We start from the raw sequence: 24,704 nt of genomic DNA, 5'->3' as shown, positions 1-24,704 counted from the left end.
AACCGGTAGCTTGTCCCCCTTTTTGACTTGCCCAAGAATTTTTGCTGTTGTCGAGGGAAACTGGCGAATATTCAGCTTTGTCCCCGTTACCGTTGCTGTACCGCTGGCTATGGCCCAACCTGGCAATAACAGCCAGAACAGGGAAATGAATAGCAGAAGATGAAAAATCTTGCGAGTTTTTGTCATTCTCCTCCCCCTCTTCGCTCACAGATTAGCCATTTTGTTAAAACTTCTACAAGCTTCGCTATTTTCCTGCCAGAAAAATAGAAAAAAGGCCTTGCGGCCTAATTTTTTCCTGCCGGAACTAATGTCTGATCAGGTTCTAAGGGCTGATTGATTTCCACATGCCCGCCTAAAGTTTCAATGATTTGACCCTCAACCAGAATTTGTACCTTTTTGACAGTAGGGAACTGCCCCAAAGTATTTACAATGCTCCAGAGGGTGGTAATTTCCTGCTGGCTGCCGCCTTTAAAATTAGCTTTCAGGTCCCGGGAAAAATCAACCACCGCCAGCCCATCCTGCTGTATTTTCAATCCCAGCAATTTCGTCCCTGCCGGTACCGCCGGATATAACCCATGTTGTTTGGGCCCTTTGAGCAATTCCAGCAGCGCTCCTTTGCCGATCCCCTGATTTTTGTCCACCTGCCGCTGTTCTGCGATTAGCTGCCCCCGGGCATCCGGGAAATACACCAGTACTTCTTTTAATTGCGGCACAGTTTTTTGAGCCTCTTCCGGCTTTCCCAGCCAGAGGGGTTTTTCTTCCCCCTGCTGAGGCTGTGTTGCTACTGGCTTGCTGCCCAGCAGGTAGGCCAGAGCCCCCTTGACGCCATTGCAGCCGCTGGTTACTGTCAGCAACAGAACCAGCATCATTATTAAGGCCAGTTTCTGTTTCATTGTCTTTCCCCTCCCAATAGATTGTCCATTACATCTTATGGGACAAGGAGGGAAAATAGAACAAGTGGTAGGTCTTCAAAGAACCATAATTACGAGCAAAATTCAAACCGGTCAGACCGCCCCTAAGACTCACGTCCCTTGCCAATAGCCTCTTTTTCGTCTAAAACTTTACGGTAAATCAAACTAGTTAACCTGATTATCAATATAAGAATCAAGCCAACTGCAGCCATGGCAGCAATCTGATAAAATATAAACCTGGGCCCGAAATACTGGTAACTGACTCCTCCCGTTATCGGACCAACAATACTTCCTATCCCATACAAACTGGTAAACAAAGCGTTGCCTGTGCCCATGTGGCTTCTGTCAACTCGGTCACCTATTATAGACAAGGCCGTTACATATAAAAGCCCCGCACTGCCACCGAGAATCAAGGTTCCCCCGTTCAATAATAGAGAAGTTTTAAACCAGGGGAAGGCCAGAGTACATGCCGTCAAACTTAAACCCGCAGCCAAAAGTATAATAAACTTGTTTAAACCCTTGACAAAGAATCCCACTAAGGGAGGTACTGCAATTCCCCCCAGCACAAAGATGGTAATAATTGTCCCCGTCTCAACACTGTTAAGACCTAGTTCACGGAGATAAAGGGACAGAAAAGAGGTTACCGTTGTTTCGGTTACTCCATAAAGAAAAGCAGCCAGTAAGGGAAGTTGGATTAACCCTAAAATTAAATAACTATCCACCTGTTTTTCTTTCTTATAGCTCGCCTTAATGTTCTCCACAAAAAAGAGGACCATCAACATGGCCAGGAGGGAAATGACAAAGGATATTATAAATGGAAAATAATTACCGAACCTTTCCACTCCAGTCATTCCCAGGAGAGGCCCTACACCGATTCCCAAACCGGTAAATACCCCATATAAACCAAGGTTACGAATCCGGTCTTCCGGACTACTCAACAGGTTAATTATAGTTTCGGTTCCTACCCATATAGCAGCCCAGCCAATACCTTCAATAGCTCTTATTATATAATAAGAAATTATTGTTTTCGCAAAGGGAAAAATCAGCATACAAACCCCGTAGATAGCCAAACCTGTCAGCAGAACAACCTTGCTGCCGAACTTATCTACCAGTTTTCCGATGGGTACTGCAAACAGAGCTCCGCTCACCGACATAGTGGTTGCGATTAGCCCGATAGTTGTTGTACTTATGCCCTGGTCCCGCAGGGTCAGAGGGATAAGAGGAATAACTACTCCCATACCTATCCCCCCCACTGCTATACATAGATAGAGAGTTAACAATTGTTTCTGGATATTAAAGAAATTTTTGTCCCCCACCTAACCTCACTCCAATAGACTTTTTTGACTTTAACGGATTGGCAGTAGACCGGTTATGAAATAAAAAAGGCACTTTGCCTTGCTTAACTAGCAAACAAAGTGCCCTTTTCTTAACTCAAATCGTATTAAAATCAATCTGAATTACAGATTCAGGAAAGGCGCAATGATCAAGGAGATAGTACCGGTAACCTTGATCAAAGCGTTCAAGGAAGGACCTGCAGTGTCCTTGAAGGGGTCACCGACAGTGTCCCCGATAACAGCGGCTTTATGGGCATCAGAACCCTTACCACCATACTGTCCGGTCTCGATGTATTTCTTGGCATTGTCCCAGGCGCCACCGGAGTTAGCCATAAAGATGGCCAGCAACACCCCGGCCACAGTCGTTCCAGCCAGGAAACCACCCAGAGCCTTGGCTCCCAGGATAAAGCCAACAACCAGGGGACTGACCACAGCCAGCAGGCCAGGAGCGATCATTTGCTTAATCGCAGCCTTGGTACTGATATCCACGCAGCGAGCATAATCGGGCTTGGCTTTACCTTCCATCAGGCCGGGAATTTCCCGGAACTGCCGCCGCACTTCCCCGATCATTTCAAAGGCGGCAGTGCCCACAGCCTTCATGGCCAGGGCGCAGAAGAGGAAAGGTACAGCTGCACCGATAAAGAGACCGATAACGATAGTGGGCTCCAGCAAGTTCAGTGCAAATTCGCCCTGAATCTTGCCGGCAGATATTACCTTTTCAGCAAAGGCATTGAACAGCGCCAGGGCGGTCAGAGCCGCCGAACCGATAGCAAAACCCTTGGCCACAGCAGCAGTGGTGTTCCCAACAGCATCCAGCTTGTCGGTTTTCTTCCGCACTTCCGGACCCAGTTCCGCCATTTCCGCAATACCACCGGCATTGTCCGCCACCGGACCAAAGGAGTCGATGGCTACCACCATGCCGGCTGTACAGAGCATGCCCATAGCTGCCATAGCGATACCATAGATGCCAGCCAGGTTATGGGCAATAAAGGTCGCCGCTACGATGACCAAAATGGGCAACATGGTACTCTTAAGACCTACAGCCAGACCGCTGATGATATTAGTAGCCGGGCCGGTCTGGGAGGATTCTGCAATTTCCCTGGCCGGAGCCTTTTGATAGGAGGTGTAGTATTCAGTGATATAACCGATAGCAACATTGACCACCAGACCCGCTACTACCGCCAGGAAGATACCCAGAGGCATTCCCAGGGGGAAGGTATCGGATTTCTCGGTGAACTTGCCGAAGAATTCCGGTGAGCTGGCCAGGAACCAGGTAGCAATACCGGTGATGATATTGGTACCCCACAAACCTTTATTCAAGGCAGCCTGCGGGTTGCCATCGGGGCCCATCTTGACAAAGAAGCTGGCGATGATGGAAGCGATCAAACCAGCTGCACCCACCAGCAGCGGGAAGATAACGCCGGCGATTTTCAACTCGCCTTCCATGGAAGTAGCCCCGATCAACATGGCAGCAATAGTAGTCGCTGCATAGGACTCGTAGAGGTCTGCACCCATACCGGCGGTGTCCCCTACGTTGTCACCAACGTTGTCAGCGATAACCGCCGGGTTGCGCGGGTCATCCTCCGGAATCCCGGCTTCTACTTTACCCACCAGGTCAGCCCCCACGTCAGCTGCCTTGGTGTAGATACCACCACCGACCCGGGCAAACAGAGCGATCGCACTGGCCCCAAAGGCAAAGGGGTCAATCAGTTCCGGATCACCATAAAAATAATAGAGAATGGACACACCAAACAGCCCCAGACCGGCAACGGACATCCCCATCACCGCGCCACCGCGGAAAGCCACGCTCAGCCCTTTGTCCAGCCCTTCGATACAGGCCTGGGTAGTCCGGGCATTGGATTTGGTAGCAATGGTCATACCGGCATAACCGGCCAGAGCGGAAAAGACTGCCCCTACCAGGAAGGAGACAGCATAGGATTGCCCACGAGTAAAGAATAAGGCCAGGAAGATAACAGCCGCAAAAGGAATCAGGGTTTTGTACTGCCGGTTGAGATAGGCCATTGCCCCTTCAAAAATAGCCTGGGACAGTTCTTTCATGCGCTCGGTTCCCTGGGGTTCTTTCAGAACACTGGCTGCCAGATAACCGGCAAAAGCCAAACCGAGCAAACCTGCTACGATAGCCCACACAGAATTGAGTAAAGACACCTGCACTCGCCCTCCTCGTCCCTATGTTCCTTGGGATTTTTCTACTTGGACAAGATAACCAGAACCAGTGAAGTCACCATGAAACCGATGGCTACAAAGGTGGTTAGCTTGTGCAGTAGTTCATCCAATCCCTTTTTCTTCCCCAGAATGGACTCGGCCCCACCGGCGATAGCTCCAGATAAACCGGCACTGCGGCCCGACTGGAGAAGAACAGTGGCGATCAAAGCCAGGGACAATAGTACGTGAACTGCTGTGAGCACACCTTTTAGCACATAATCACCTCCTATCCAAAGGACAGTAATAGCATGTTAAATTGCTGGCAACATTATACCACAACCTGTCAAAGATTACAATAAAGATAGCGGCTAATCGCCGTAATTTATCAAATATTCATACAATTGCTTTTCCGCTTGTAATTTTCTCCCTGAACGGCTAAGATAATATTAATAAGCTGAAGCGGAGGGATAGCCTATGAAAAAAATCCTGGTGGCCGTGGATGGCTCGCGCCATTCGGATAAAGCCCTGAAAGCCGTCAAGGATTTATTGCGGCTCAATGATAGCCTGGCAATAACAGTTCTCTATGTTATTGATATTCCCAACAATGTTCTGGCCCATCAGGCCGGGGAAATCAGCCCCGCTGTCTTCGAGGAACAGGCTCGCATCAATGCTGAAACCGTGCTGGCCCGGGCCCGGGATTTCTTCCGCATTGATGGCTTTGAAGTACAAACCCTGAGCAAATATGGTCACCCGGCTACCGTTATCTGCAAGGTGGCAGAATATGAAGGCTATGATATGATTGTAGTGGGCAGCCGGGGGCTGGGAGCAGTCAAAGGCCTGTTTATGGGCAGTATCAGCAGTAAAGTAGCCCACCTGGCCCCCTGTCCGGTGCTGATCGTCAAGTAAAAAAACCGCTTATTCCGGTTTTTCCCGGAGTAAGCGGTTTTTTTGATACTTCAGGTAGACAAGAGTAAAGCCGATAAGCAAAAAGCTGACAACTATCAGGATATAACCAAGAGGCAGCTCTCCTTTAGTCAGCAGTCGCCCCAGACCAGCATACATCAAGGTCCAGGGCAATTTACCCAGGGCGGTGGCTGACAGAAACACCGGGACGGAAAGAGGGCTGAGACCGGCCAGAATGTTTATAACCGAGGAAGGTACCACGGGAAACAGGCGGCCTGTTAGAACAGCCATGAAGCCAAAAGCTGGTCTGGCCTGAAAGTGCCAGCCCTTTTTGTCAAGATAGGTCTGGGCCCACTGGTAACCCAGGAAGCGCGCCAGATAAAAGGGCAAAAGGCAACCCAGGACGGCCCCGCTCCATACCAGAAAAGCTCCCTGCCAGAATCCATAAGCCAGCCCGGCTCCGGAAGCGAGCAGAAAAAAGGGGATGACAGGCAACGAGCCCTGTAATAAAGCCAGCAAAAAAACTACTACCCTGCCCGCCCAGCCCCAACCCAGGACGGTAGCGGCCAGACGGGCCGCCGTCAAGTTTTTTAACCAGGGCCAGAGCCAGATGGCAGCAAGCAAAATAACTCCACTGACCAGCAAAACTGTTAACTGGCGGTTAGATAACTGGCGACCAGCCACCGAGCCACTCCTTCCGTATCATTGATATCAAACTGAGGTATATCCAGTTCAGGAAAAATGATATCTCCCACTACTGCTTTTAATTCCTGAGGCTGACAGATGAGATGTTGTCTTATCTCCCGGCGGATAACTTCCACCTTGGGCACCGGTTCCCATTTAAACCCTTCCAGCAGGATAATATCCACATCTGTTATCCTCTCCAGAATGGCTGCCAGGGGCGGTTCCGGCCGGTATTCCAGAAAAGCCGTCATTTCCGGGGAAGCACTGACCACCACCTGAGCCCCGGCCTCGGCGTAGCGGTAAGTATCTTTCCCAGGCTGGTCCAGCTGGGGACGATGGTGATGATGCTTAACCACTGCCACCCGGTAACCCTGCTGGCTGAGAAGGGAAACTATCTTGGTTAACAATGTAGTTTTGCCGGAATTGGAAGTACCGACAAAGGCCAGAACCGGTATTTTCATTCTATCACCTGCTCTGCATTGGTATAGATATTCATGCGGCTGCCGCGCACAAATCCGATCACCGTTATACCCAGTTCTTCTGCCAGCTGCAGGGCCAGGTCAGTAGGTGCTGAGCGGGAGACAATGGCCCCGATTCCCATTTTGGCCGCTTTCAGCAGGATTTCCGAGGAAATGCGGCCACTGGTCAGGAGGACTTTATCCTCCATAGGAATGCGGTGGCGGAAACAATAGCCCATAATTTTGTCAGCCGCATTGTGCCGGCCCACATCTTCACGGAAAAGCAAAATTTCCCGGCCCTGACAGAGAGCCGCACTGTGTACACCGCCGGTCAGGCGATAAAGCTCGGATTTTTGCTGCACTTCCCGCATCAGCTCTACCAGATCCTCAGCCTTGACCTGCAGGGGTATACGCTCCTGCCGGGCCAGGCTGTGATCCATAACATTGTAAAAGGTGGTTCCCTTGCCACAGCCGGTGGTGATAAACCGTTTCAGGAAAAGCTGTTCTGCAATCATGGGAGTGCGCAGGGTTTCTACCCAGACTGCTCCCTGTTCCTCATCCAGACGAACAGATAGCAGATCATCAGGGTTTTCCAGCAGCCCTTCTGCCGTTAGAAAGCCAAGAGCCAGATCCTCCTGATATTCGGGCGTGCAGAGCAGGGAAACCATCTCCTTGCCATTCAGGTAAATGGTCAGAGGTGATTCCCTGATTATAGGATCCTCCAGTTCTGTCCGTTCATGTTTTTGCCAGCGGATAGTAGTATGTACAGAGTAACGTTCACTCATGCCGCTTTTCCTCCTCTATCTCTCCTGCCAGCTGCCGGGCCTGCTGCCAGTCGGCAGGAGTATTGACATTGAAAAAGACCTGCTCCATTTCCGCCGGGTCGCCCAGGCGTTCCACCGGCAAGAACTTGACCCTAACCTGGGGGTAAAAGGCAATAATTTTCCGGATATCCCGCAGAAGACAGTCTTCAATGGCGGCAATACAATTGCGACTATAAACAGCAAACAGGGGCTGCAAATAATCACCATGTTGCGGCACCACCACATCATAGCCCTCTGCTTCCTTGCGCAACCGCTTCAAATGCTCCGTGCTGACAAAAGGCATATCACAGGCCACCACCAGGTTATAGTGGCAGTCTGAAACAGTCAACCCGGCATGGATGCCACTTAAAGGCCCTCGCCGTGGTATGATATCCGTCACCAGGAGGCCCTGCCAGTCAGGATAACACTCCGGTTCATTGCTGACCAGAATAATATCTTTCACTACTGGCAACATCGCCTGCCGGATGCGTTCCAGAAAAACTTTCCCCTGGAGAGGCAGGAGCGCCTTGTTTCTTCCCATACGACTGCTGCGGCCACCAGCCAGAATAATCCCATTAACCTGCATCGTCCTGTTCCACCTTCCCCCTGTTTTGTTTTCATTCTACCCTTAAACGGAAGCAAAAGCAAGGGACCCCTTTGCTCCAAGGGGTCCCTGTTAACTGGCTCTATTCCGGCTGAGCAAGTCTTTGTACTCCCGCGGAGAAACGGAACGGATGATAATCCGTCGCCCGCAGATAGCACACTCAGGGCGCAGGCGGCCATGCAAATCGCGTTTGTTGATGATTTTGCTTGTGTCATGGTGCTGATAACCGCATTTGCAGGTAATCATCTTCTAACCTCCTCTCCAAGCTGAAAGAGGGCAGGAGCCCTCTTTCAGCTCACCAGTTCTTCAAAATTACAATAGGCCAGGTAAGCCCCCAGGACACCGGGAATGTTGACAATAGTCTGGCTTACCATTTCATGGGCATCATCTTCATTTTTGCTTTCCAGGACAATAATAATTTTCCCCGGCGGAAAGCAGCCATGCACCTCTACCCCGGGCAGAGCAGCCAGCTGCTTTGCCACCTCTTCCATCATCTCTTCCTTAACTTGAATGTACAATCCGGAAATCACCATCGCGTCCACCACCTTTATTTAATTGGGGACATGGCACTGGAGACAGTTCGCCCGGTCGGGATGGGGAGTGCGGGGGATTTTAACCCCGGCGGCATCTTTATGACAGAGTATGCATTTCCCTTCCCGTCCCTGCAGGGTATGGGGGATAGTGGGCGGATTTACTTTCGCCGGCGGCGGGCCGGCGATAAAAGGTTCCCAGCTGAGAGCGAAGGTAGCGCCGAACAGGATAGTAACCAGTATGGTAAAGATCATTGGTAGCAAGTATTTATTGCTGGCCATCTTCTCGCCTCCTTATGGCTATTGCCGGATCGGACTGAATGCAGGCCAGTTGACAGCACCCGCATCCGTCACATTCCTCCTGAATTACCGTGGGGTATTGAAAATCTGTTAAAATCAATGCTTTTCCCAACTTAGGACAACTCTCATAACACACACGGCACATTGCTCCCTGCCAGGCCAAACATCTTTCCGCATCCAGCCTGGCTATCAGGGTTTTTCCCACCTGGTTCGAAGCCAGGGCTCCGTTTTGACAGCTGGCTGCACATTGTCCGCAGAGATTACAGGCCTTGCCAGCTATAAATGCCAGGATCGGTGTGCCCACAGCTGTCCCTGCTTCAGGCCCCAGCTGGCTCAGACACCCCCGGGGACAGGCATTGACACACTGTCCACAGCGGGTGCAGGCTAACAAAAAGGCTTCTTCCGGTAAGGCACCTGGAGGCCGCAGCCACAGGTCTTCCTGGCTGAGGAGCTGGACCAGAGCTTGTCTGGCCCAGTCCAGAGTTTTCAAACCCAGGGAGCTGAAAAATTGCCGGCGGTTGATCATGCTTTTTCCACCTTCACCGCACATTTTTTATAGTCAGGCTGTTTGGAGATAGGACAGAAAGCATCCAGAGTTAGAAGGTTAATAAGAATTTCCTCATCAAAGAAAGGTACGAAGACAGAGCCTTTCGGCGGCTTGCCCCGCCCGTCAATCATAGCGGGAGCGGTAATGGACCCGCGCCTGGTTGTCAACTTGACCAGATCGCCATTCTTTATACCCAGCCGCTCCGCATCCGCCGGGTTGATTTCCACATAGGCATTGGGCACCGCTTTTTTCAATTCCGGAACCCGACGGGTCATGGTGCCGGTATGCCAGTGCTCCAGCACCCGGCCGGTACAGAGCCAGAAGGGATATTCGGCATCGGGCACTTCTGCCGGGGGCTCATAAGGACGGGCCCAGATAACAGCCCGGTCCCCTTCCTTGTGGTTACCATAGAATTTAATGCCTTCCCCGGGCTTGACATAGGGATCTTCCCCTTCCACATAGCGCCGTTTGGTTTCTTTGCCGTCCACTACCGGCCAGAGCAGGCCCCGGTGCTTGACATACTCTTCATAAGGAGCCAGGTCCTTGCCCTTGCCGATGGTAAACTGGCGATATTCTTCCCAGAGGGCTTTTTTCAACTCGCTTTCCCCTTCCGGATGAGCGCCATCATATTTGTCCACCCCGGGATAGTTGAAGAGGTCACCATAGCCCAGCCGTTTGGCGATCTGGATGATTTGCCACAGATCGTCCTTGGCTTCGCCAGGAGGCAAAGTACACTTGGCCAGATGCTGGGTCCGTCGCTCGGCATTGCCGTACATACCTTCCTTCTCTACCCACATGGCTGCCGGCAACACGACATCGGCAAATTTGGTGGTCTGGTTGGGATAAACATCAGATACTACCAGGAACGCCTTGTTTTCTTCAAAGGCCTTGCGCCAGCGACCGGCTTTGGGAGCGGCAGCCAGGGGGTTATTGCACATCACCCACAGCACCTTAATCTTGCCATAGTCCACTGCCCGCAGCATTTCCGTAGCATGGAAACCCACCTGAGCCGGAATCTTTTCCACTGGCACATTCCAGATTTTCGCAGCAATGGCCCGGTGTTCGGGATTTTCCACCACCATGTCGGCCGGAAGGCGATGGGCAAAAGTACCGACTTCCCGGGCTGTACCGCAGGCACTGGGCTGGCCGGTCAGGGAGAATGGGGTGGCTCCCGGTTTACAGATTTGTCCGGTCAGCAGGTGGAGGTTATAGACCAGGTTGTTGGCCCAGGTACCCCGTACATGCTGGTTAAAGCCCATGGTCCAGAAAGACATAATGCGTTTGCTCTTGTCGGCAAAGAGATGAGCCAGCCAGCGAATTTTGTCTGCCGGGACGCCGCTTAATTGCTGGACATACTCAGGAGTATATTTGGCCACATAAGCCTTGTACTCATCAAAGGTCATGGGCTGCGGCTCATCCTTGAATTTAGCCCCGTCTTCCAGACCATAGCCGATATTTTCTTTACCCCGTTTGAAGACACAATGCTTGCTGACAAATTCTTCATCATAAAGTTTTTCATTGATAATTACATTAGCGATCCCGTTCATTACCGCCAGGTCAGTACCGGGAACAAATTGCAGATATTCATCAGCAATCTCGGTAGTCCTGGTACGGCGGGTCGCGATATCGATCATTATCACGCTTTTGTCAGCCAGCTTGCGCGCGGTTACCCGGGAGAAAAGCACAGGATGCATTTCCGCCATATTGTTGCCCCAGGTGATAAAGACATTGGCATGTTCAATATCCTCATAGCAGCCCATGGGCTCATCCTTGCCAAAGGTGGTCATGAAACCGGCAACAGCGCTGGCCATACAGAAACGGGCATTGGGGTCAATATTGTTAGTGCCGATACCAGCTTTAAACAGTTTGACTGCCGCATATCCTTCCCAGACATACATCTGTCCGGAAGCCAGCATCCCTACGGAGTCTGGACCGTACTGATCAATGGCTTCCTTGAACTTCCGGGCCACCAGATCCAGGGCCTCCTCCCAGCTGGCCTCCACCAGCTTGCCGTTTTTGCGGATCAAGGGCTTTTTCAGCCGGTCTTCAGCATACAAAATCTTGCGGACAAAATAGCCTTTTACGCAGTTCAGCCCTTTGTTAACCGGTGACTCCTTGTCTCCCTTGTTAGCTACAACCTTGCCATCCTTGATCCCGACCATAATGCCGCAACCGGTACCACAGAAGCGGCAAGTGGCTTTACGCCATTCATCCACTTCTACCGTGCCTTTATCCAGGCCCACCTTTTCTCCCGGCTTTTGTGCTGAACAACCGGCAGCTGCCATTGCCGTAGCAGCAGCGATAGATTTGATAAAATCCCGACGGGATAAATTCATTGGTCTTTTCTCCCCTTTCGCTTCAGTTTCCAGCCATATTGCAGAGCTTGTTGCGGACAGACATCAATACAACTGCCGCAACGGGTACAGTCCCAGTCAGTAACCAGCGCTTCCTTCTGCACCAGAGGGCCGTTTAAAGTATCAGCTCCCATGGGACAGGCCCGGGCACAGGCCCGGCAATTCACACACTGGTCCTGCCGGTAGGTGACTACGAAGGGACTCAGTCGCCCCAGCAAGGCATAAAAGGCTCCAATGGGACAGAGACTACGACACCAGCCCCGCCGGTAAAGCAGTAACTCAAAAGCAAGCACCAGCAACAGGGGCACCAGTGCTCCTGCCAGACCAAAGGCCAGGGCCATACTGGTTTGACCCACTGGATTAAAGGGAGCAAAGGCCGGATAGCCCAGGATGGGGGTCAAAAGCAACACCAGCCCCAGCACCAGGTATTTTAAGCCATGGTCAAGTTTTCGCTCCGGCAGCCCCAGCCAGTGGCGCAACTTATCCAGCAGTTCTCCTGCGGTATTCACCGGACAAACCCAGCTACAAAAAGTCTTACCCCCCAGTAGCCAGTAGAAGGCTGTAATCAACAGTGCTCCCAGCAAGATTTTTCCTGCCAGCTGGCCCAGTAAAAGATACTGCAGCGCTGTCAGGGGGTCGGCCAGGGGAATACCCAGCAGGTTGGAAGCATTGAGGTCACCGCTGAAAAATTTGAAACCAAATAACTGACTTAGTAGTAATCCGATCACCAGTACCTGTACCAGCCGCCGTAACCAGGTCCATTTCCTCATCTTGTTCACCGCCCCTCCGGGTCAACGACAATTGCCGCCTGTTCCACCGGACAGGAGTGTTCACAGATTCCACAGCCGGTACATTTTTCTTCATTGACCCAAACTTGAAAAATGGTATGATAGCCGGTTTTCCTGTTGGGCTGCAAATCCAGGTAAATTGCTTCATCCAGGAAAGGACAATTGCGATAGCAGATTTCACAGCGCATCCCCTGCCAGGATAAACAGGTTTTACGGTTTAAGCGAGCTACTCCCATGCGTACTGCTTTCCGTTCCTTGACCGGCTTTAAAGCTCCACTAGGGCAAGCCTTGATGCAAGGAAAATTAGCACAGAGGCGACAGGGATTTTCCCTGACAGCAAGATAGGGAGTGCCAACTCCAAAACCACTGCCTGGACCGGCAATCTTAATCGCTTGATAGGGACAGGCGGTGGCACATTGCCCACAACGTACACAAGTAGCCAGAAATGCTGTTTCCTCCAGGGCTCCCGGCGGACGCACCAGCCCGTTTTTATCTTTCAGCATGCGTAAAACGCCATAACCGAGAGCCCCGCCAATCAGCGCCCAGGCTTTATCCAGCATGGGCCTCGCCTCCTTTTTTTCTCTTACCAGGCCATAATGGTCAAGATAATGACTGCTACTACTGCCAGGCCCATTACTGCTGAAGCCACTGGCCGCTGGCTGGGCCGGCGATAAGGGCTCTTATCCAACCAGGGGATCAGAGCTAGAACTACGAATACCGCCCCGGAAGCCAGTAGTCCTAAAATCTTGGAGGGGATCAGTTTTAACATTTCAAACATCCAGAGATAATACCATTCCGGCTTGATATGTTCCGGGGTAGCCAGCTTGTTGGCCGGCTCGCCCAGTTCCCGGGGAATAAGCCCGGATAAAAAGAGGATGATACCGATAAAAAAGAGGGCAACCGCAACTTCAGTCAGCAAATGGTTTGGTATAAAGGGAATAGTGCCTTTTTTATATTTGCTATTTGCCATTTTCCATCCCCCTTACAGTTCTTCCGATATACCCTGCAGCCTTACCATCAGGAAGTGCAAACCCATCAGGAGGATAGCCAGCAAGGGCAGGATAATGACATGGGCGACATAGAAACGGGTGAGGGTGAATTCAGTAACTTTCAGTCCACCACGGGCCAAAATCATCAGGTATTTACCAATTACCGGTATTCCACCCATGATTTCGGTGCCAACCACTGAAGCCCAGTAAGCTACCTGGTCCCAGGGCAACAGATAGCCGGTAAAACCGAAGGCGAGAGTGAGCAGATAGAGCAATACCCCTACTACCCAGTTCAGTTCCCGCGGTTTTTTAAAGGAACCGGTATAGAAGACCCGCAGCATATGCAGCATGACCAGCAAAACCATGATATTAGCCGCATAGTGATGAACAGAACGAATCATGGCCCCAAAGGAAACCTGCTCCATAATGAACTGAATACTAGCATAGGCCTCTTCCGGTGTGGGCCGATAATAAAGAGCTAGAATGATTCCGGTCACAGCCTGGATCAAAAAAGAGAGAAAGGTTAAGCCACCCAGACAATAGATGGGATTCAAGGCATGAGGCGGAACCGGATGTTCCTTGATCTCCTTCCAGGTTTCCAGCCAGCCGGTGCCAAAACGTTCGATCAACCAGGCTTTCATCGGTTACGCACTCCTCTCACTGACGATAATCTTGCCACCATCGACTTTAACTGCCAGCTGGGTCAGGGGAGCCGGCGGTGGCCCGGCCAGCACATTGCCGTTCAAATCGAATTTGCCGCCATGGCAGGGGCAATCAAAAACTTTTTGCTCCTGGTTAAAAATCACTACACAGCCCAGGTGAGTGCATTTGCGATAAAAGGCCTTGTATTCCCCTTCTTTCACCTGCACCAGTACCGCCGGAGCATCATTGTATTCAAATTCCTTCAGCTCCCCTACCTTTAACTCCCCTTCAACTGCCACCTCCATTGGCTTGGGTGGAGTCCGCAGGGATTCAGGGGGATACAGATACTGGGTAAAGACTGAGGTGGATGATACTACAATACCAGCCAGCGGTATACCCCCCAGGAGGGTTAAAAACTTGCGCCTGGACATGTCCTGTTGTTTAGTCACGCCATTCTACCTCCTCATTGGGAAATACTGTACTTTTCCAGACATAGAGAGCAATACCGGAAATCATAAAAAAGATGCCACCATAGATGAAAACTCCGCGGCTATCACCGATTAGCCAGTATTTGCCCATCAGGCCAATGGTGGCAACTGCCAGTAAGGTGAGAAAAACCATCAGATTTGTTGCAGTACGCCACATTTTTTCCACTTTGTTCCCTCCCTTCACAAAGGTATGCAAACGCTGTTGTTTGCGGCCAACAACAAAGCAAAAGCCGTGCCAACCAGCCCGAGGCGGTTTAGCACGGCTTTGCATATTAAAATTGTGCTTATTAATGGAACTCAGTCCACCAAAATGGACACCTAAATAGTCTGGCCCATGTCTTCAATCTGTTCACAACCAAGTTTGATTGCAATAAAGGTACCGCTTTCCGTTTTCGCAATTACCAGTTGTCGGCAATGCTCCAGTATAAAAGGAAGTCCCCAGCCCAGGGACTTTTTGGTGGAAAAACCGCTGACCATGATGCTCTGCGGCAATTTTTCCAGCACAAAACCCTGGCCCTGGTCATTGGCAATGAGTACAATTTCCCCGGCACTATTTCGGCCCCACTGGATTGTCCCTTTCTCAGCGTGTTTGAGCATATTGCTAACCAGCTCAGAGAAGACCAGTTGATAGGTCTGTTGATATACCTGGTCCAGTCCCAGCTCCCCCAGCCAGTCACTGAATAACTGCCTTGACCAGCTTAAATGCAAACCATTTTCGATGGGCAGCTCCGCAAAACACTGCAGAGGTTTGAGAAATTGCTCGATCTCTTTTTCGTCAAGGAGTAATACTTTTCCACCAGTCGTATCCTTTAAAAAGTTTTGATAAATAGTCTGTATATGTTTCATTTGCCAGTCGTGCCGACCCCGGGGATTATAGGTTTTTTCCCACCAGTTAATAAAAGCGTTCACCACCCGGGGGTCCCACTGCTGACCTGCCCCTTTACTCAAAATGTCAATGGCCTGGGCCTGAGGCATTCCCGGACGATAGATTCGATCGCTGGTCATGGCATCAAAAGCATCAGCAACAGCGATTATCCTGGCACCCAAATCAATAGCTTCCCCAATTAAACCAAAAGGATAACCGCTCCCATCCCAGTGTTCATGATGTTGCGTAATGGCAGGGAGAATATCCCTGAACTCGCCGAAACTTTCCAGAATGCGGCCAGCAATCAATGGATGTTCTCTAATCAGTAGCAGTTCGTTTTCCTCTAATTTACTTGGTTTATTTAAAACCTGGTCGGGAACCCCAATTTTACCTATATCGTGAAACAAGGCAGCAAGATAGATACTCTCCACCTGTTCCGACGGCAAATCCAGCTCACGGGCAATGATTTTAGCATATTCAGCCACATTCTGAGAATGATGTCTGGTATAACGGTCCCGCTCTCCCACTGCCTGCACAATCGCTTTCACAGCAGCTAATAAAACCTCTCTAACCTGAGTAGCAGAACTCCCAGTACCAATTTGTGTGAGAAATTTGACTTCCATTGGACTAAGAAAAACCACCTTTCAGGAAAATGAGCTAACTTTGCTTGCTCCACTACTGTGCAATCAGAAAGAAAACTGTCCATCTTTCAGGACACCTGTTATCCTTCCTCCACCTCAACCCGGGATTCAGGAATTAATTCAGTGAGCCGGTAGGATATATAACGGATAAGCAGCATGATACCTATTCCGCTGGCTACGGGCAGGAGCACAAACCACCAGCCCTGGCCTGTATCACAGGCCAGGAAGGCAGTAGCACCCCCAGGAGGGTGAAAGGTGTCGGTGACCAGCATTACCAGAAAAGCCAGAAAAACCGCTATCGCTACTGCATACCAGGTAGTGCCCAGGATTTTGGCTGTTGTCACTCCGGCCAAGGCAGACAGGACTTGTCCCCAGAAAGCATTTTTCCCTTCGGCCGGCTGACCCTTTCCCAGGGCAAAAATCAGCATAGCCGAGGCACCAAACGAGGGGGCTGCCAGTGAAAAACCCTGGTTTTTGGTCAAAAAAAGGAGAACAAACATGGCTATGCCGCCCCCAAGTAAATGGGCCAGTTGCCGTTTTCTCTCCATCCTGTTCCCGCCACCTCCTTTTCAATCTTTTTTATATGCAAAAATCATACCAATGCAAAAAAGTTCCCGGCATTAACTGCCGGGAACTCTTCTTTATTGGGCCGGTTTAACCGGTTGTGCCTTTTGCCCTTTGGCCATCGCCTGCTGAGCCAGTTCCTGGGTTTCTTTGGCCATCAGGATAGCTTTACCTAAAGTGTTAAGAGCCATATCGGGGTTGTGGAAACCGCGGGAGTTTTCCGCTGCAATCCAGTCCCAGCGCCACTGGGCCTGCACTACCTTGCGCTGAGCCTGGGCAATCAGATTCTGATCTGCCCCGGGAGTAGCCAGAGCCAGTTTGATCTGGTCATGAGCCTTGGCAATTTCTTTGGAAGCAATAGTTTGCAATTCCCAGGTCCGGGACTGGATATCATGTACTTTCTGTTTCAGCCAGTCTGTGCCCTGGGTATGGCACTTGGTACAAGACTGTTCCAGAGTTTTCAAAGGACTGGTCCACCAGTGGGAAGAATATTTTTCCCCGGAAGCATCCCGCATGTAGGGCATATGGCAATCAGCACAGGCTACACCAGCAGTACCATGGGTACCGGTAATCCACCATTCGAATTCGGGGTGCTGTACCTTCCGCATGGGTGCCTTGGAATCAGGATGTTCCCAATCCTTGAAGCCCTGCTTGGCATCATAGTACTTTTCAATATCATCCACACCAAAACCATTATCCCAGGGGAAAGTTAATACTTTCCCTTTATCAAAATAATATTCCACGTGACATTGACCACAAACGTAGCTGCGCATTTCCTGGCGGGTTGCCTTGGTGACATCAATACCTCTTCTTTTCATCGCTTCGATGAAAGCAGGACGGGTAACTCTCAGTTCATTGGTTTTGGGATCATGGCAATCAGAACAGCCAATGGAATGTTTAGTCTGTTTGGCGATATCGCTGAACAAGGTATTATAATACCCATCTTCACCCAGTTTTTTGTAGAAAAGGGGCACCTGGGTGGATTTACAGGTCATACAGGTTGCCGGGGTATTGGGTTTTAAGCGCTTGGTGGAAGTTACATCTTCAACGGCATAAACATGACCCCGGTCTTCATTATAATCCTTGGAAAAGCCATAGCCAGCGAACAGCTTCTTGATTTCCGGCTCTGTATCCGCCTTGGGAACCTTATCAGATCCACCAAATTCTGTCATCCCGCCCTCTTTGTTTTTCAGATAGCTGGCATACTGCAGGGGATATTTATCCTTCCATAAAGATGAATCTACAGCTTCTTCCTCACTTAAGCCAACCCCACCCTGCTGACTGCTGGTATTAGAACCACAGGCAGCCAGAGCAAAAATGCTGGTAATGGACATACCGATTAATAACCATTTTTTCGCCTTTTGCCACATATGTATCCCTCCTCTGCTATTTTTGCGTTCTGCCGTGGGGCAGACCCCGGTGACAGAAGGTACAATCCTGGCCGGAAAGTTTTTCCACGTGGGTCCGGCTCACCGTAGTGCGATGGCATTCAACACAGTTAGCCTGGATAACTGCTTTCGATTCCGGTGTCACTTTAATCTGGGCCGGTACATCCCCTAAAGTTACCGCCCAGACGTCTCTGAGGCCACTTTTTGCCTTAAAGGGGATTTTTGCCGCCAGGTTATGGGGGGCGTGGCACTCATTACATTTGAGCTCCCGGTGAGACGAGTTTTGCCAGGATTTATGGGCTTCTGCCATAACGTGACAACTGCTGCAAAACGCACCGCTGTCAGTATAAGCCATGCCGCCGGTAAACAAAACTACTAAAGCCAGCATCAGCACGGCTCCCAGCAAAATCCCTTTGCCTTGTTGTTGGAACATCCTTTTTCCCTCCTTCGCTTTGAGAAAGTTTTTCTCTTCACTTTATGTTATAGAATTACTCCAGGCAAATATTGAGTTAGCAAATTTTATGCCACTTACCGGTTGTAACCTGGCTACCGCCTCTTGAATAAAAAGTGTCCAAAAATGCGGAAAAGTGTCCGTTAATCAGGACACTTTTCCAGGCGACAGATTCCCAGTTTGAACAATGGCTGACGGCTGAGAGGGTTAACTACATTGCCGATCAGGTTGTTGCCCGCAGTTGGTTGCTGGTAATCGGCATCTCCGAAGTGAAAGGGCAGAAAAACCTGGCCGGGAGCAACGGTGTCACACAAGCGTGCCCGGGCAACGGCCGTCCCCCAGGGAGAAACAATCCGTACCTTTTCTCCTTCCTTGATGCCCAGGGACTGAGCGTTCAGCGGATTGATTTCCAGAAAGGGTTCTGGCGCTAATTGCTGAATCTCGGGAATGCGTTTGGTTTTGGTCCGGCTATGGTAATGTTCCATAATCCGGCCGGTATTTAGATAGAAAGGATATTCCTCAGTTGGACGCAAAATTTCCCCTGGTATATCCGTAGCAAAAAGCCAGGCCTTGCCCGCAGCCTGATTAAAATCACCGTAACTCTGGCTCTGTTCCGGATCAGTCCAGAAATGTCCATCAGTATAGAGCCGCTGCTGGCTAACACCCCCGGCCGGATAAGGCCATTGTACTCCCCGCTCCTGGCGGATCAAGCCATAGGTAATACCACTCATATCACAGGGCCGACCGCGGGACAGTCCTTTCCACTCCTCAAAAACCGCTTCCGGATCCGGCCAGGCAAAAGCCTCTTCAGCTCCCAGTCGTTTTGCTACCAGCTGAATGATTTCCAGATCCGTTTTGGCCATTCCCGGCGGATTCACCGCCCGTTCCGCCAGGTTCACCCGCCGTTCCGAGTTGGTATAAGTACCGGTTTTCTCTCCCCACTGAGCAGCAGGCAGGAAAACATCAGCATACTGCGCGGTTTCTACTGGATAAAAGATATCCTGCACGATGAGAAATACTTTTTCCAGCAAAGGCCGAACCCTTGCCTGCTCGGGCAGGGAAACCACCGGGTTAGTGGCAATATTCCACATTACCTTCAGTTTGCCCTCGGCTACCATGTCCAGCATGGTACCAATGTCATTGGTACCTGCGGGTAATTCTTCCGGCTTAATCCCCCAGTAAACAGCCACTTCCTGGCGATGCCGGGGATTCTGCCAGTTGCGGTAACCAGGCAGAAAACCACTGGCTCCCACCTCCCGGGCACTCATGGCCGCCGCCTGCCCCGTCAGGGAAAAAGGCGCCGCTCCCGGGCGTCCAATATGTCCGGTCAGCAAATGAAGAGTACAAATGGTGGAAACAGCCTCCACCCCGGCAGCACTTTGAGTAACCCCCTGGACAAAAACAGTGGTAGCTGCCTTGGCTTCAGCAATCCAGCGAGCCACCTGCTCAATATCCACTGCCGCCACCCCGCAAAGGGGAGCCACTTCTGCTGGAGAATATTTTTTCACGATTTCTTCTACCCGTTCCAGGCCGACCGCCAGCCGGGCTACTTCTTCCCGGTTAATTAAATTATCCCGGAACAGTACATGCAAAATAGCGTTTAGCAAATAGATGTTAGTACCTGGCCGTAGCTGCAAATGTAAATCTGCTACTCGTGCTGGAATGGTGCGGCGCGGATCAACTACTATCAAGCGGGCTCCTCGTTCCAGTCTGTTCTTGAGCATACGCCGCCACAGCTGTGGATGCATCTCCGCCGGATTACAACCGAAAATCAACAAACAATCCGCCAGGTCCAGATCTTCATAACAACCCGGTGGCCCATCAGCACCAAAAACTTTGATCAACCCCTGTACTGTCCCGCTCATACAGAGTCGGGTATTGGAATCAAAATTAGGTGTTTTCAGTACCCCCCGTGCCAGTTTGGTCAGGGCATAATTCTCCTCCAGGGTCAGCTGACCGGAACCATAAATACCTACTCCTTCCGGCCCTTGTTCCGCTATAGCTTCCCGTATTTTGTCGGCAACAACCTGCAAAGCTTCCTCCCAGGAAACCGGCACCAGCTGTCCGTTTTTGCGGACCATTGGCGTGGTAGCCCGTTCCGGATGCCGGAGAGTTCGCCACTGATAGGCTCCTTTTATGCAGAGCTGGCCCCGGTTGGTTGCACAGGCCTCATCACCACGGATCGCCACCGGGGTATCCCCTTCCAGTCCCAGCAAGAGCCCACAGCCTGTAGAGCAATACCCGCAGGTAGTGGATACCCAGCGCTCGGCTTTACCGCGCGCCAGATGCAAAGCCCGCCGGGTCAAATCCAGCATCATATCTTCCAGCGCTGACGGGGGCGGCACGGTACCGGTACTTTTATGCAATTGTCTGGCCGCATCCATCAATCGCTTAATCATGGTCCTCCTCCTTGCCGGACAAGCCATATTTCTTCAACTTCTGATAAAAGGCTGAACGCTGGATCCCCAGTAGCCGGGCCGCTTCCATCCGATTGCCTCTGGTTGCCTGCAGTGCCTGCAGAATCGCCTTTTTCTCCGCCCGCGCTACTACTGTTTCCAGGCGCAGGTCATTTTCTCCCAGCGGTCCACCCCCGGTAACCTGTTCCGGCAAATCCTGCAAAGTAAGCAGTTTCTGCCCTGGTTCCAGCATATTAAAAGCATATTCCAGCACATTCTCCAGCTGTCGCACATTCCCCGGCCAACTATAACTTAGCAAAAATCGTTCCAGTTCCTTGTCATAACCCTCTACTGAAGTCAGATACTTTTTGTTAAACTTCTCAATCAACATCTTAACCAGGGCCGGAATATCATCCCGCCGCTCCCGCAGTGGCGGCAACTGTAAAGTTATTACTGACAAGCGATAATAAAGATCGCTGCGAAATTCCCCGGCCTGCATCATGGCTACCAGATCCCGATTGGTAGCGGCGATCAGCCGAACGTCCACAGGAATGGGCTTGTGTCCGCCTACGCGGACAATCTGGCGCTCCTGCAAGGCTCGCAGGATTTTGGCCTGCATGGCCAGCGGCATATCCCCGATTTCATCGAGAAAGAGGGTTCCGCCATGAGCCAGTTCAAACTTGCCGGCCTTACCGCCTTTTACCGCCCCGGTAAAAGCCCCTTCCTCATAACCAAACAACTCAGCTTCCAGCAGATTTTCCGGAATCGCAGCACAGTTGATACTGATAAAAGGCTGATCAGCCCTGGGACTGGCCCGATGTATGGCCTGGGCGAAAACCTCTTTTCCGGTACCGCTTTCTCCCAGAATCAGAACCGTAGCATCACCGCGAGCCACTTTGCGAGCCATATTCTTAACTTTCACCATGTGCGGATTTTCGCCAATAATGGCCACAAAGGGGTCTTCCTCATGCTTTAAAGCTGAAAGCTCACTCTGGTAAAAAAGCAGCTTCCGTTCCAGCAATTGATAGCGAGCCACCAGATCCCGGGTTTCGACATTTTCCACCGGCACCAGTTTGACCAGGCCGCCAATAATCAATTCACCGCAACGTAAAGGCAATTCAGAGAGGAAATAGACTTCATCATCCCTGGTCCAGGTTTCCCCGATCCGGGGCTGACCGGTAGCCAGTACCTGACCCATGTGACTTTCGGGAAAAAGGGTTTTAAGAGGCATACCCTGGATTTCAGCCAGATTGACACCGAACAGTTTTTCCCAGTACTGGTTGACGGTAATGATGACCCCATTGCTGTCCACTACCGCCAGCCCTAATAGAAGGTCACCCAGCAGCGTTTCATACATTTGAATTAAGAGTCGGGAAGCGCCTATTTCTTCTTCTTCCAGTTCCAGACAGCTTTTTTCCTGTTGTTCGATCACCGCCCAGACTCCCAGCAGTTCCCCATCGCGCCAGCAAGGTTGATAGGAGATCTGGATTGTTTCTCCAATATAGGTCAGCTCCCGACAGCGCAGAGACTGCCCTCCGGCCAGGACCTCAAAAATCCGGCTCTGGGGCATCATTTCACTGATCCGCCGTCCCTGCCAGAGCCCTTCCGGCCAGCCTAAACGCTGCAGGGCAGCAGATGTAGCCCACTGGATAAAACCATAACGGTCCACCCAGTAGGCAGGCAAGTCCAGCCCTTCACAAAGACCGGCCAGCTCGTCCAGTTTCAATTCCAAAGCTCTCACTCTCCTCTCCTCGCCAGTTCCCGCTTGAGCCAGAGTTCGCTGATTTTACCGAAAAATATCGGTTCACCATCAATGGCCACTACCGGAATTTTCTCCTTATACAGCTCAAACAGCTGCGGATCCATGGTGATGTCCACTTCTTCCACTTCCAGTTCCCAGTAACGCTTCACCCTGTCGATAATGGCTTTAGCCTTGTCACATAGGCAACAATTTTCTTTGGAATAGACAGTGATCTTAAACTTTTTATCCATTCTCATCTACTCCAGAAACTTGATTTTGTTTTTGACCCGTCCCCGTGCCTTGTCATAGTGGTAAACAAAACGCAATATCACATAAAGCCCAAACAGCAATGCTGCCGAGCCCAGGACCAGACGCACCAGAGCTTCCGGCCAGGATGTCCCCGGCACCGCTGCCAGTAATACCAGCCCTTCTTTGACCTGATCCAGTCCGATAGCTCCCAGTAACGCAGCCCCAAATAACTTGGCAAAAGATAATAAGGTTTGTTTGCGGGTATTTTTGGCCATTTTTCATTCCTCCCTGCCTTAAATATAACCTAATTCGGTGAAAAAAGTCTATGCCTATGAAGAAAGAAAAAAAAACCAGCTTGAGCCGGTTTTCGCAAACCCTTATTCCATGCCTGCCTGTTGCTTCAAAACAGCCAGCTTGCCGGAGGCAGCTTCAGCAAAACTTTCTGACTCCCGTAACTCTTTTAAAACCCCATTTAGTTCACTGGTTTTGGGCGCAGGAGATTTGGCCAGGCGCTGAACAAATTTCTCTACTACCTGATTGCGCAAATAAATACAGGTAGCGATATTGCCTTCCGCTTCCTCCATTTCCCGGGTAGTGGTTTGCAGGCCATCCAGTTCCTGCCTCAACTGCTGGTTCAAAGCCAGAAGTTTTTCGGCTTCCTGTTTGGTTTGGGCCGGTGTTGTTTTCCCATATCCCAGGGCCTTGATACTGTCAGTCAGCTTCTGATACCCTTCTGCTTCCTTGTTTATTACCCCGGAGAGAGTGGTAACAAAAGCTCTCAATTGTTCCTGGCTGACAGCCGCCGGTTGTCGTTCAGTTACCTTTTTTGGCTTGTCCCCACTACAACCAAATAAAAAAAGGACAAGCCCCAACCCAACGGTTACAGCCAGCGCAATCCGGCGCCAGTCCATCATATTCCCTCCTCGTAACAACTTGCACTTTCTCTCTTTCTCTTAATTGTATTTTCGACAGTTTTTTTCTTTTTCCTTCTTTTTTCTTAATCTTCTTCGGCAGGATAAGCTAATACCCGCAATTTGGTCAATCCCATGATTTCAGCGGTAAAACCTATCTCCACCGCACCCTTGATCTCTTCTTCCTCCAGATAATAAGAGCTGACCTGGGGTTCTTTTTCCTCAGTTAAATGCAATTCTTCCCCCTGTTCCAGCCGACCAGTAAGGTTCTCCAGTTCGATCTCACAGAGATAGTTGAGCCTCTCCCTCAGCAGCTCCGTTTTCTGGTTTTGCTCATAGGCATACCAGACGGTCAGCTCCAGATCACCATTTATAATCACAGTATCGCCAATTATAGAACCGGAAAAGTTATGATCTGCCGCCCAGCAGCCCAGGACTTTGCTGGCTGGATGCAGGGGCTTGAGCTGAAACTCCAGGATATGATTTTTCTCACCGCGGGCACAGACTGCCTGCACCATCACCTCCCGCAGTTGACCTTCCCATCTGCTACATTCCACACCAATCCCTCCTTCCATTACTATAAGATATATTTCTTTTTCTTCCCATCCATGCATAAAATGAGGGTGAAAGGAGGAATGGCGGCATGAGCCAGGAAGAGCAGCAATTTCGCAATCTGCTTCCCCCGGAAACCGAAACTGCTCTACAGTATGTCAAACAGCGGCTCTCGGAAACCATCAGCTTTCTCGGTACCCTTGCCTCCGCCTATTCATCTATGGCCAGTGCCGCCAATCAGCTCAGCGCCAACGCCTTCTCCCATCGCAGCGAAATCGATGAAGCTGTAGAGCGTACAGTGAAAACGGGAGAAATTATTGATAAGCTTTTAAAATTGCTTAAACTGCTGGTCAATGAATATCAGACCCTGGTTTTGCTGGACCAGGCTGAGTTCGCCAAAAACTTTCTTGACGATGACACATAAAAAGAAGGCAGGAATTATCCCTGC

Annotated in this window: 32 protein-coding genes; 2 read left to right on the top strand and 30 right to left on the bottom strand. The window is 50.7% G+C overall.

The window, feature by feature from the left end; genetic code table 11:
• From B5D20_RS09080 to secG, 5 genes are all read right to left on the bottom strand, one after another.
• The coding region (locus B5D20_RS09080) for an SH3 domain-containing protein (protein ID WP_200803491.1) at window positions 1-186 on the bottom strand (186 nt) is incomplete at its 3' end.
• Window positions 187-284: 98 nt separating this feature from the next.
• Window positions 285-893 carry a GerMN domain-containing protein gene (locus B5D20_RS09075; protein ID WP_078665918.1) on the bottom strand — a complete coding sequence of 203 codons (609 nt, stop codon included), beginning with the start codon at window positions 891-893 and terminating at the stop codon, window positions 285-287.
• Between the two features lie 122 nt (window positions 894-1,015).
• On the bottom strand, window positions 1,016-2,227 hold the full coding sequence (locus B5D20_RS09070; protein ID WP_107758344.1) for an MFS transporter: 1,212 nt from the start codon (window positions 2,225-2,227) through the stop codon (window positions 1,016-1,018).
• A gap of 141 nt (window positions 2,228-2,368) precedes the next feature.
• Window positions 2,369-4,411 (bottom strand): sodium-translocating pyrophosphatase, encoded by a 2,043-nt coding sequence (locus B5D20_RS09065; RefSeq protein WP_107752991.1) that lies wholly within the window; start codon window positions 4,409-4,411, stop codon window positions 2,369-2,371.
• A gap of 41 nt (window positions 4,412-4,452) precedes the next feature.
• On the bottom strand, window positions 4,453-4,683 hold the full coding sequence (gene secG, locus B5D20_RS09060) for a preprotein translocase subunit SecG (protein WP_078665915.1): 231 nt from the start codon (window positions 4,681-4,683) through the stop codon (window positions 4,453-4,455).
• 199 nt (window positions 4,684-4,882) lie between these two features.
• Between secG and B5D20_RS09055 the strand changes: the two genes are divergently transcribed.
• Window positions 4,883-5,314 (top strand): universal stress protein, encoded by a 432-nt coding sequence (locus tag B5D20_RS09055; protein ID WP_078665914.1) that lies wholly within the window; start codon window positions 4,883-4,885, stop codon window positions 5,312-5,314.
• Window positions 5,315-5,323: 9 nt separating this feature from the next.
• On the opposite strand, the gene B5D20_RS09050 is transcribed toward B5D20_RS09055, so the two are convergent.
• The 25 genes from B5D20_RS09050 to cotE form a co-directional block, all read right to left on the bottom strand.
• Entirely contained in the window at window positions 5,324-5,995 is a 672-nt protein-coding gene (locus B5D20_RS09050; RefSeq protein ID WP_078665913.1) for a TVP38/TMEM64 family protein, read from the bottom strand.
• Window positions 5,962-6,456, bottom strand: coding sequence for a molybdopterin-guanine dinucleotide biosynthesis protein B (gene mobB / locus B5D20_RS09045; RefSeq protein ID WP_078665912.1), 495 nt, complete (start codon window positions 6,454-6,456; stop codon window positions 5,962-5,964). The genes B5D20_RS09050 and mobB overlap by 34 nt, the downstream gene beginning before the upstream one ends.
• Window positions 6,453-7,238 (bottom strand): formate dehydrogenase accessory sulfurtransferase FdhD, encoded by a 786-nt coding sequence (gene fdhD, locus B5D20_RS09040; RefSeq protein ID WP_078665911.1) that lies wholly within the window; start codon window positions 7,236-7,238, stop codon window positions 6,453-6,455. The genes mobB and fdhD overlap by 4 nt, the downstream gene beginning before the upstream one ends.
• A complete protein-coding gene (mobA, locus tag B5D20_RS09035) occupies window positions 7,231-7,842 on the bottom strand; it encodes a molybdenum cofactor guanylyltransferase (protein ID WP_078665910.1) in 612 nt (203 codons plus the stop codon). Before mobA ends, fdhD begins: the two co-directional genes overlap by 8 nt.
• A 90-nt stretch (window positions 7,843-7,932) precedes the next feature.
• The gene (locus tag B5D20_RS13905) at window positions 7,933-8,106 is read right to left on the bottom strand and encodes a hypothetical protein (protein ID WP_159071806.1); all 174 of its coding nucleotides are present in this window, start codon (window positions 8,104-8,106) and stop codon (window positions 7,933-7,935) included.
• Window positions 8,107-8,150: 44 nt separating this feature from the next.
• A complete protein-coding gene (locus tag B5D20_RS09030; protein WP_078665909.1) occupies window positions 8,151-8,393 on the bottom strand; it encodes a chaperone NapD in 243 nt (80 codons plus the stop codon).
• Between the two features lie 18 nt (window positions 8,394-8,411).
• Window positions 8,412-8,672, bottom strand: a complete 261-nt coding sequence (locus tag B5D20_RS09025; RefSeq protein ID WP_078665908.1) for a hypothetical protein — start codon at window positions 8,670-8,672, stop codon at window positions 8,412-8,414.
• Window positions 8,659-9,216: a 4Fe-4S binding protein gene (locus B5D20_RS09020; protein WP_159071805.1), complete on the bottom strand. Its 558-nt coding sequence runs from the start codon at window positions 9,214-9,216 to the stop codon at window positions 8,659-8,661. Before B5D20_RS09020 ends, B5D20_RS09025 begins: the two co-directional genes overlap by 14 nt.
• On the bottom strand, window positions 9,213-11,573 hold the full coding sequence (locus tag B5D20_RS09015) for a molybdopterin-dependent oxidoreductase (protein ID WP_078665906.1): 2,361 nt from the start codon (window positions 11,571-11,573) through the stop codon (window positions 9,213-9,215). Before B5D20_RS09015 ends, B5D20_RS09020 begins: the two co-directional genes overlap by 4 nt.
• A complete protein-coding gene (locus B5D20_RS09010) occupies window positions 11,570-12,361 on the bottom strand; it encodes a NapH/MauN family ferredoxin-type protein (RefSeq protein ID WP_078665905.1) in 792 nt (263 codons plus the stop codon). Before B5D20_RS09010 ends, B5D20_RS09015 begins: the two co-directional genes overlap by 4 nt.
• A 5-nt stretch (window positions 12,362-12,366) precedes the next feature.
• The gene (locus B5D20_RS09005; RefSeq protein ID WP_078665904.1) at window positions 12,367-12,939 is read right to left on the bottom strand and encodes a 4Fe-4S dicluster domain-containing protein; all 573 of its coding nucleotides are present in this window, start codon (window positions 12,937-12,939) and stop codon (window positions 12,367-12,369) included.
• A 23-nt stretch (window positions 12,940-12,962) separates the two neighbouring features.
• Window positions 12,963-13,349, bottom strand: coding sequence for a cytochrome b family protein (locus B5D20_RS09000; protein ID WP_078665903.1), 387 nt, complete (start codon window positions 13,347-13,349; stop codon window positions 12,963-12,965).
• Between the two features lie 12 nt (window positions 13,350-13,361).
• Window positions 13,362-14,009, bottom strand: coding sequence for a cytochrome b N-terminal domain-containing protein (locus tag B5D20_RS08995; protein ID WP_078665902.1), 648 nt, complete (start codon window positions 14,007-14,009; stop codon window positions 13,362-13,364).
• Between the two features lie 3 nt (window positions 14,010-14,012).
• Complete coding sequence (locus B5D20_RS08990; protein WP_078665901.1) at window positions 14,013-14,459, bottom strand: QcrA and Rieske domain-containing protein; 447 nt, start codon at window positions 14,457-14,459, stop codon at window positions 14,013-14,015.
• Complete coding sequence (locus B5D20_RS08985; protein WP_078665900.1) at window positions 14,452-14,664, bottom strand: hypothetical protein; 213 nt, start codon at window positions 14,662-14,664, stop codon at window positions 14,452-14,454. The genes B5D20_RS08990 and B5D20_RS08985 overlap by 8 nt, the downstream gene beginning before the upstream one ends.
• A 152-nt stretch (window positions 14,665-14,816) precedes the next feature.
• Window positions 14,817-15,986, bottom strand: a complete 1,170-nt coding sequence (locus B5D20_RS08980; RefSeq protein WP_078665899.1) for an HD domain-containing phosphohydrolase — start codon at window positions 15,984-15,986, stop codon at window positions 14,817-14,819.
• A 98-nt stretch (window positions 15,987-16,084) separates the two neighbouring features.
• A complete protein-coding gene (locus tag B5D20_RS08975) occupies window positions 16,085-16,552 on the bottom strand; it encodes an HPP family protein (RefSeq protein WP_078665898.1) in 468 nt (155 codons plus the stop codon).
• Window positions 16,553-16,645: 93 nt separating this feature from the next.
• On the bottom strand, window positions 16,646-17,938 hold the full coding sequence (locus B5D20_RS08970) for an ammonia-forming cytochrome c nitrite reductase subunit c552 (protein ID WP_078665897.1): 1,293 nt from the start codon (window positions 17,936-17,938) through the stop codon (window positions 16,646-16,648).
• A gap of 16 nt (window positions 17,939-17,954) precedes the next feature.
• Entirely contained in the window at window positions 17,955-18,389 is a 435-nt protein-coding gene (locus tag B5D20_RS08965) for a cytochrome c3 family protein (RefSeq protein WP_078665896.1), read from the bottom strand.
• A gap of 161 nt (window positions 18,390-18,550) precedes the next feature.
• Window positions 18,551-20,806 (bottom strand): molybdopterin oxidoreductase family protein, encoded by a 2,256-nt coding sequence (locus B5D20_RS08960; protein ID WP_200803490.1) that lies wholly within the window; start codon window positions 20,804-20,806, stop codon window positions 18,551-18,553.
• The gene (locus tag B5D20_RS08955) at window positions 20,799-22,544 is read right to left on the bottom strand and encodes a sigma 54-interacting transcriptional regulator (protein ID WP_078665895.1); all 1,746 of its coding nucleotides are present in this window, start codon (window positions 22,542-22,544) and stop codon (window positions 20,799-20,801) included. Before B5D20_RS08955 ends, B5D20_RS08960 begins: the two co-directional genes overlap by 8 nt.
• Window positions 22,541-22,795: a glutaredoxin family protein gene (locus B5D20_RS08950; RefSeq protein WP_078665894.1), complete on the bottom strand. Its 255-nt coding sequence runs from the start codon at window positions 22,793-22,795 to the stop codon at window positions 22,541-22,543. The genes B5D20_RS08955 and B5D20_RS08950 overlap by 4 nt, the downstream gene beginning before the upstream one ends.
• A gap of 6 nt (window positions 22,796-22,801) precedes the next feature.
• A complete protein-coding gene (locus B5D20_RS08945) occupies window positions 22,802-23,068 on the bottom strand; it encodes a DUF2627 family protein (RefSeq protein ID WP_078665893.1) in 267 nt (88 codons plus the stop codon).
• A 102-nt stretch (window positions 23,069-23,170) separates the two neighbouring features.
• Window positions 23,171-23,704 carry a hypothetical protein gene (locus B5D20_RS08940; protein ID WP_078665892.1) on the bottom strand — a complete coding sequence of 178 codons (534 nt, stop codon included), beginning with the start codon at window positions 23,702-23,704 and terminating at the stop codon, window positions 23,171-23,173.
• A gap of 86 nt (window positions 23,705-23,790) precedes the next feature.
• The gene (cotE, locus tag B5D20_RS08935; RefSeq protein ID WP_159071804.1) at window positions 23,791-24,261 is read right to left on the bottom strand and encodes an outer spore coat protein CotE; all 471 of its coding nucleotides are present in this window, start codon (window positions 24,259-24,261) and stop codon (window positions 23,791-23,793) included.
• 86 nt (window positions 24,262-24,347) lie between these two features.
• Here cotE and B5D20_RS08930 point away from each other — a divergent pair, with 86 nt between their 5' ends.
• Window positions 24,348-24,680: a hypothetical protein gene (locus B5D20_RS08930; protein ID WP_078665890.1), complete on the top strand. Its 333-nt coding sequence runs from the start codon at window positions 24,348-24,350 to the stop codon at window positions 24,678-24,680.
• Window positions 24,681-24,704 lie beyond the last annotated feature (24 nt).

The sequence above is a fragment of the Carboxydocella sporoproducens DSM 16521 genome (assembly GCF_900167165.1).
Classification (GTDB): Bacteria; Bacillota.
Note: the sequence above shows the minus strand (reverse complement) of the source record. Positions and strands in the feature narration are given on the sequence as shown.

Coding starts and splice junctions, on each gene's coding strand:
- B5D20_RS09075 (WP_078665918.1), bottom strand. CDS start 893: ATGAAACAGAAACTGGCCTTAATAATGATGCTGGTTCTGTTGCTGACA.
- B5D20_RS09055 (WP_078665914.1), top strand. CDS start 4,883: ATGAAAAAAATCCTGGTGGCCGTGGATGGCTCGCGCCATTCGGATAAA.
- mobB (WP_078665912.1), bottom strand. CDS start 6,456: ATGAAAATACCGGTTCTGGCCTTTGTCGGTACTTCCAATTCCGGCAAA.
- fdhD (WP_078665911.1), bottom strand. CDS start 7,238: ATGAGTGAACGTTACTCTGTACATACTACTATCCGCTGGCAAAAACAT.
- mobA (WP_078665910.1), bottom strand. CDS start 7,842: ATGCAGGTTAATGGGATTATTCTGGCTGGTGGCCGCAGCAGTCGTATG.
- B5D20_RS13905 (WP_159071806.1), bottom strand. CDS start 8,106: ATGATTACCTGCAAATGCGGTTATCAGCACCATGACACAAGCAAAATC.
- B5D20_RS09030 (WP_078665909.1), bottom strand. CDS start 8,393: ATGGTGATTTCCGGATTGTACATTCAAGTTAAGGAAGAGATGATGGAA.
- B5D20_RS09025 (WP_078665908.1), bottom strand. CDS start 8,672: ATGGCCAGCAATAAATACTTGCTACCAATGATCTTTACCATACTGGTT.
- B5D20_RS09020 (WP_159071805.1), bottom strand. CDS start 9,216: ATGATCAACCGCCGGCAATTTTTCAGCTCCCTGGGTTTGAAAACTCTG.
- B5D20_RS09015 (WP_078665906.1), bottom strand. CDS start 11,573: ATGAATTTATCCCGTCGGGATTTTATCAAATCTATCGCTGCTGCTACG.
- B5D20_RS09010 (WP_078665905.1), bottom strand. CDS start 12,361: ATGAGGAAATGGACCTGGTTACGGCGGCTGGTACAGGTACTGGTGATC.
- B5D20_RS09005 (WP_078665904.1), bottom strand. CDS start 12,939: ATGCTGGATAAAGCCTGGGCGCTGATTGGCGGGGCTCTCGGTTATGGC.
- B5D20_RS09000 (WP_078665903.1), bottom strand. CDS start 13,349: ATGGCAAATAGCAAATATAAAAAAGGCACTATTCCCTTTATACCAAAC.
- B5D20_RS08995 (WP_078665902.1), bottom strand. CDS start 14,009: ATGAAAGCCTGGTTGATCGAACGTTTTGGCACCGGCTGGCTGGAAACC.
- B5D20_RS08980 (WP_078665899.1), bottom strand. CDS start 15,986: ATGGAAGTCAAATTTCTCACACAAATTGGTACTGGGAGTTCTGCTACT.
- B5D20_RS08975 (WP_078665898.1), bottom strand. CDS start 16,552: ATGGAGAGAAAACGGCAACTGGCCCATTTACTTGGGGGCGGCATAGCC.
- B5D20_RS08970 (WP_078665897.1), bottom strand. CDS start 17,938: ATGTGGCAAAAGGCGAAAAAATGGTTATTAATCGGTATGTCCATTACC.
- B5D20_RS08965 (WP_078665896.1), bottom strand. CDS start 18,389: ATGTTCCAACAACAAGGCAAAGGGATTTTGCTGGGAGCCGTGCTGATG.
- B5D20_RS08960 (WP_200803490.1), bottom strand. CDS start 20,806: ATGATTAAGCGATTGATGGATGCGGCCAGACAATTGCATAAAAGTACC.
- B5D20_RS08950 (WP_078665894.1), bottom strand. CDS start 22,795: ATGGATAAAAAGTTTAAGATCACTGTCTATTCCAAAGAAAATTGTTGC.
- B5D20_RS08945 (WP_078665893.1), bottom strand. CDS start 23,068: ATGGCCAAAAATACCCGCAAACAAACCTTATTATCTTTTGCCAAGTTA.
- B5D20_RS08940 (WP_078665892.1), bottom strand. CDS start 23,704: ATGGACTGGCGCCGGATTGCGCTGGCTGTAACCGTTGGGTTGGGGCTT.
- B5D20_RS08930 (WP_078665890.1), top strand. CDS start 24,348: ATGAGCCAGGAAGAGCAGCAATTTCGCAATCTGCTTCCCCCGGAAACC.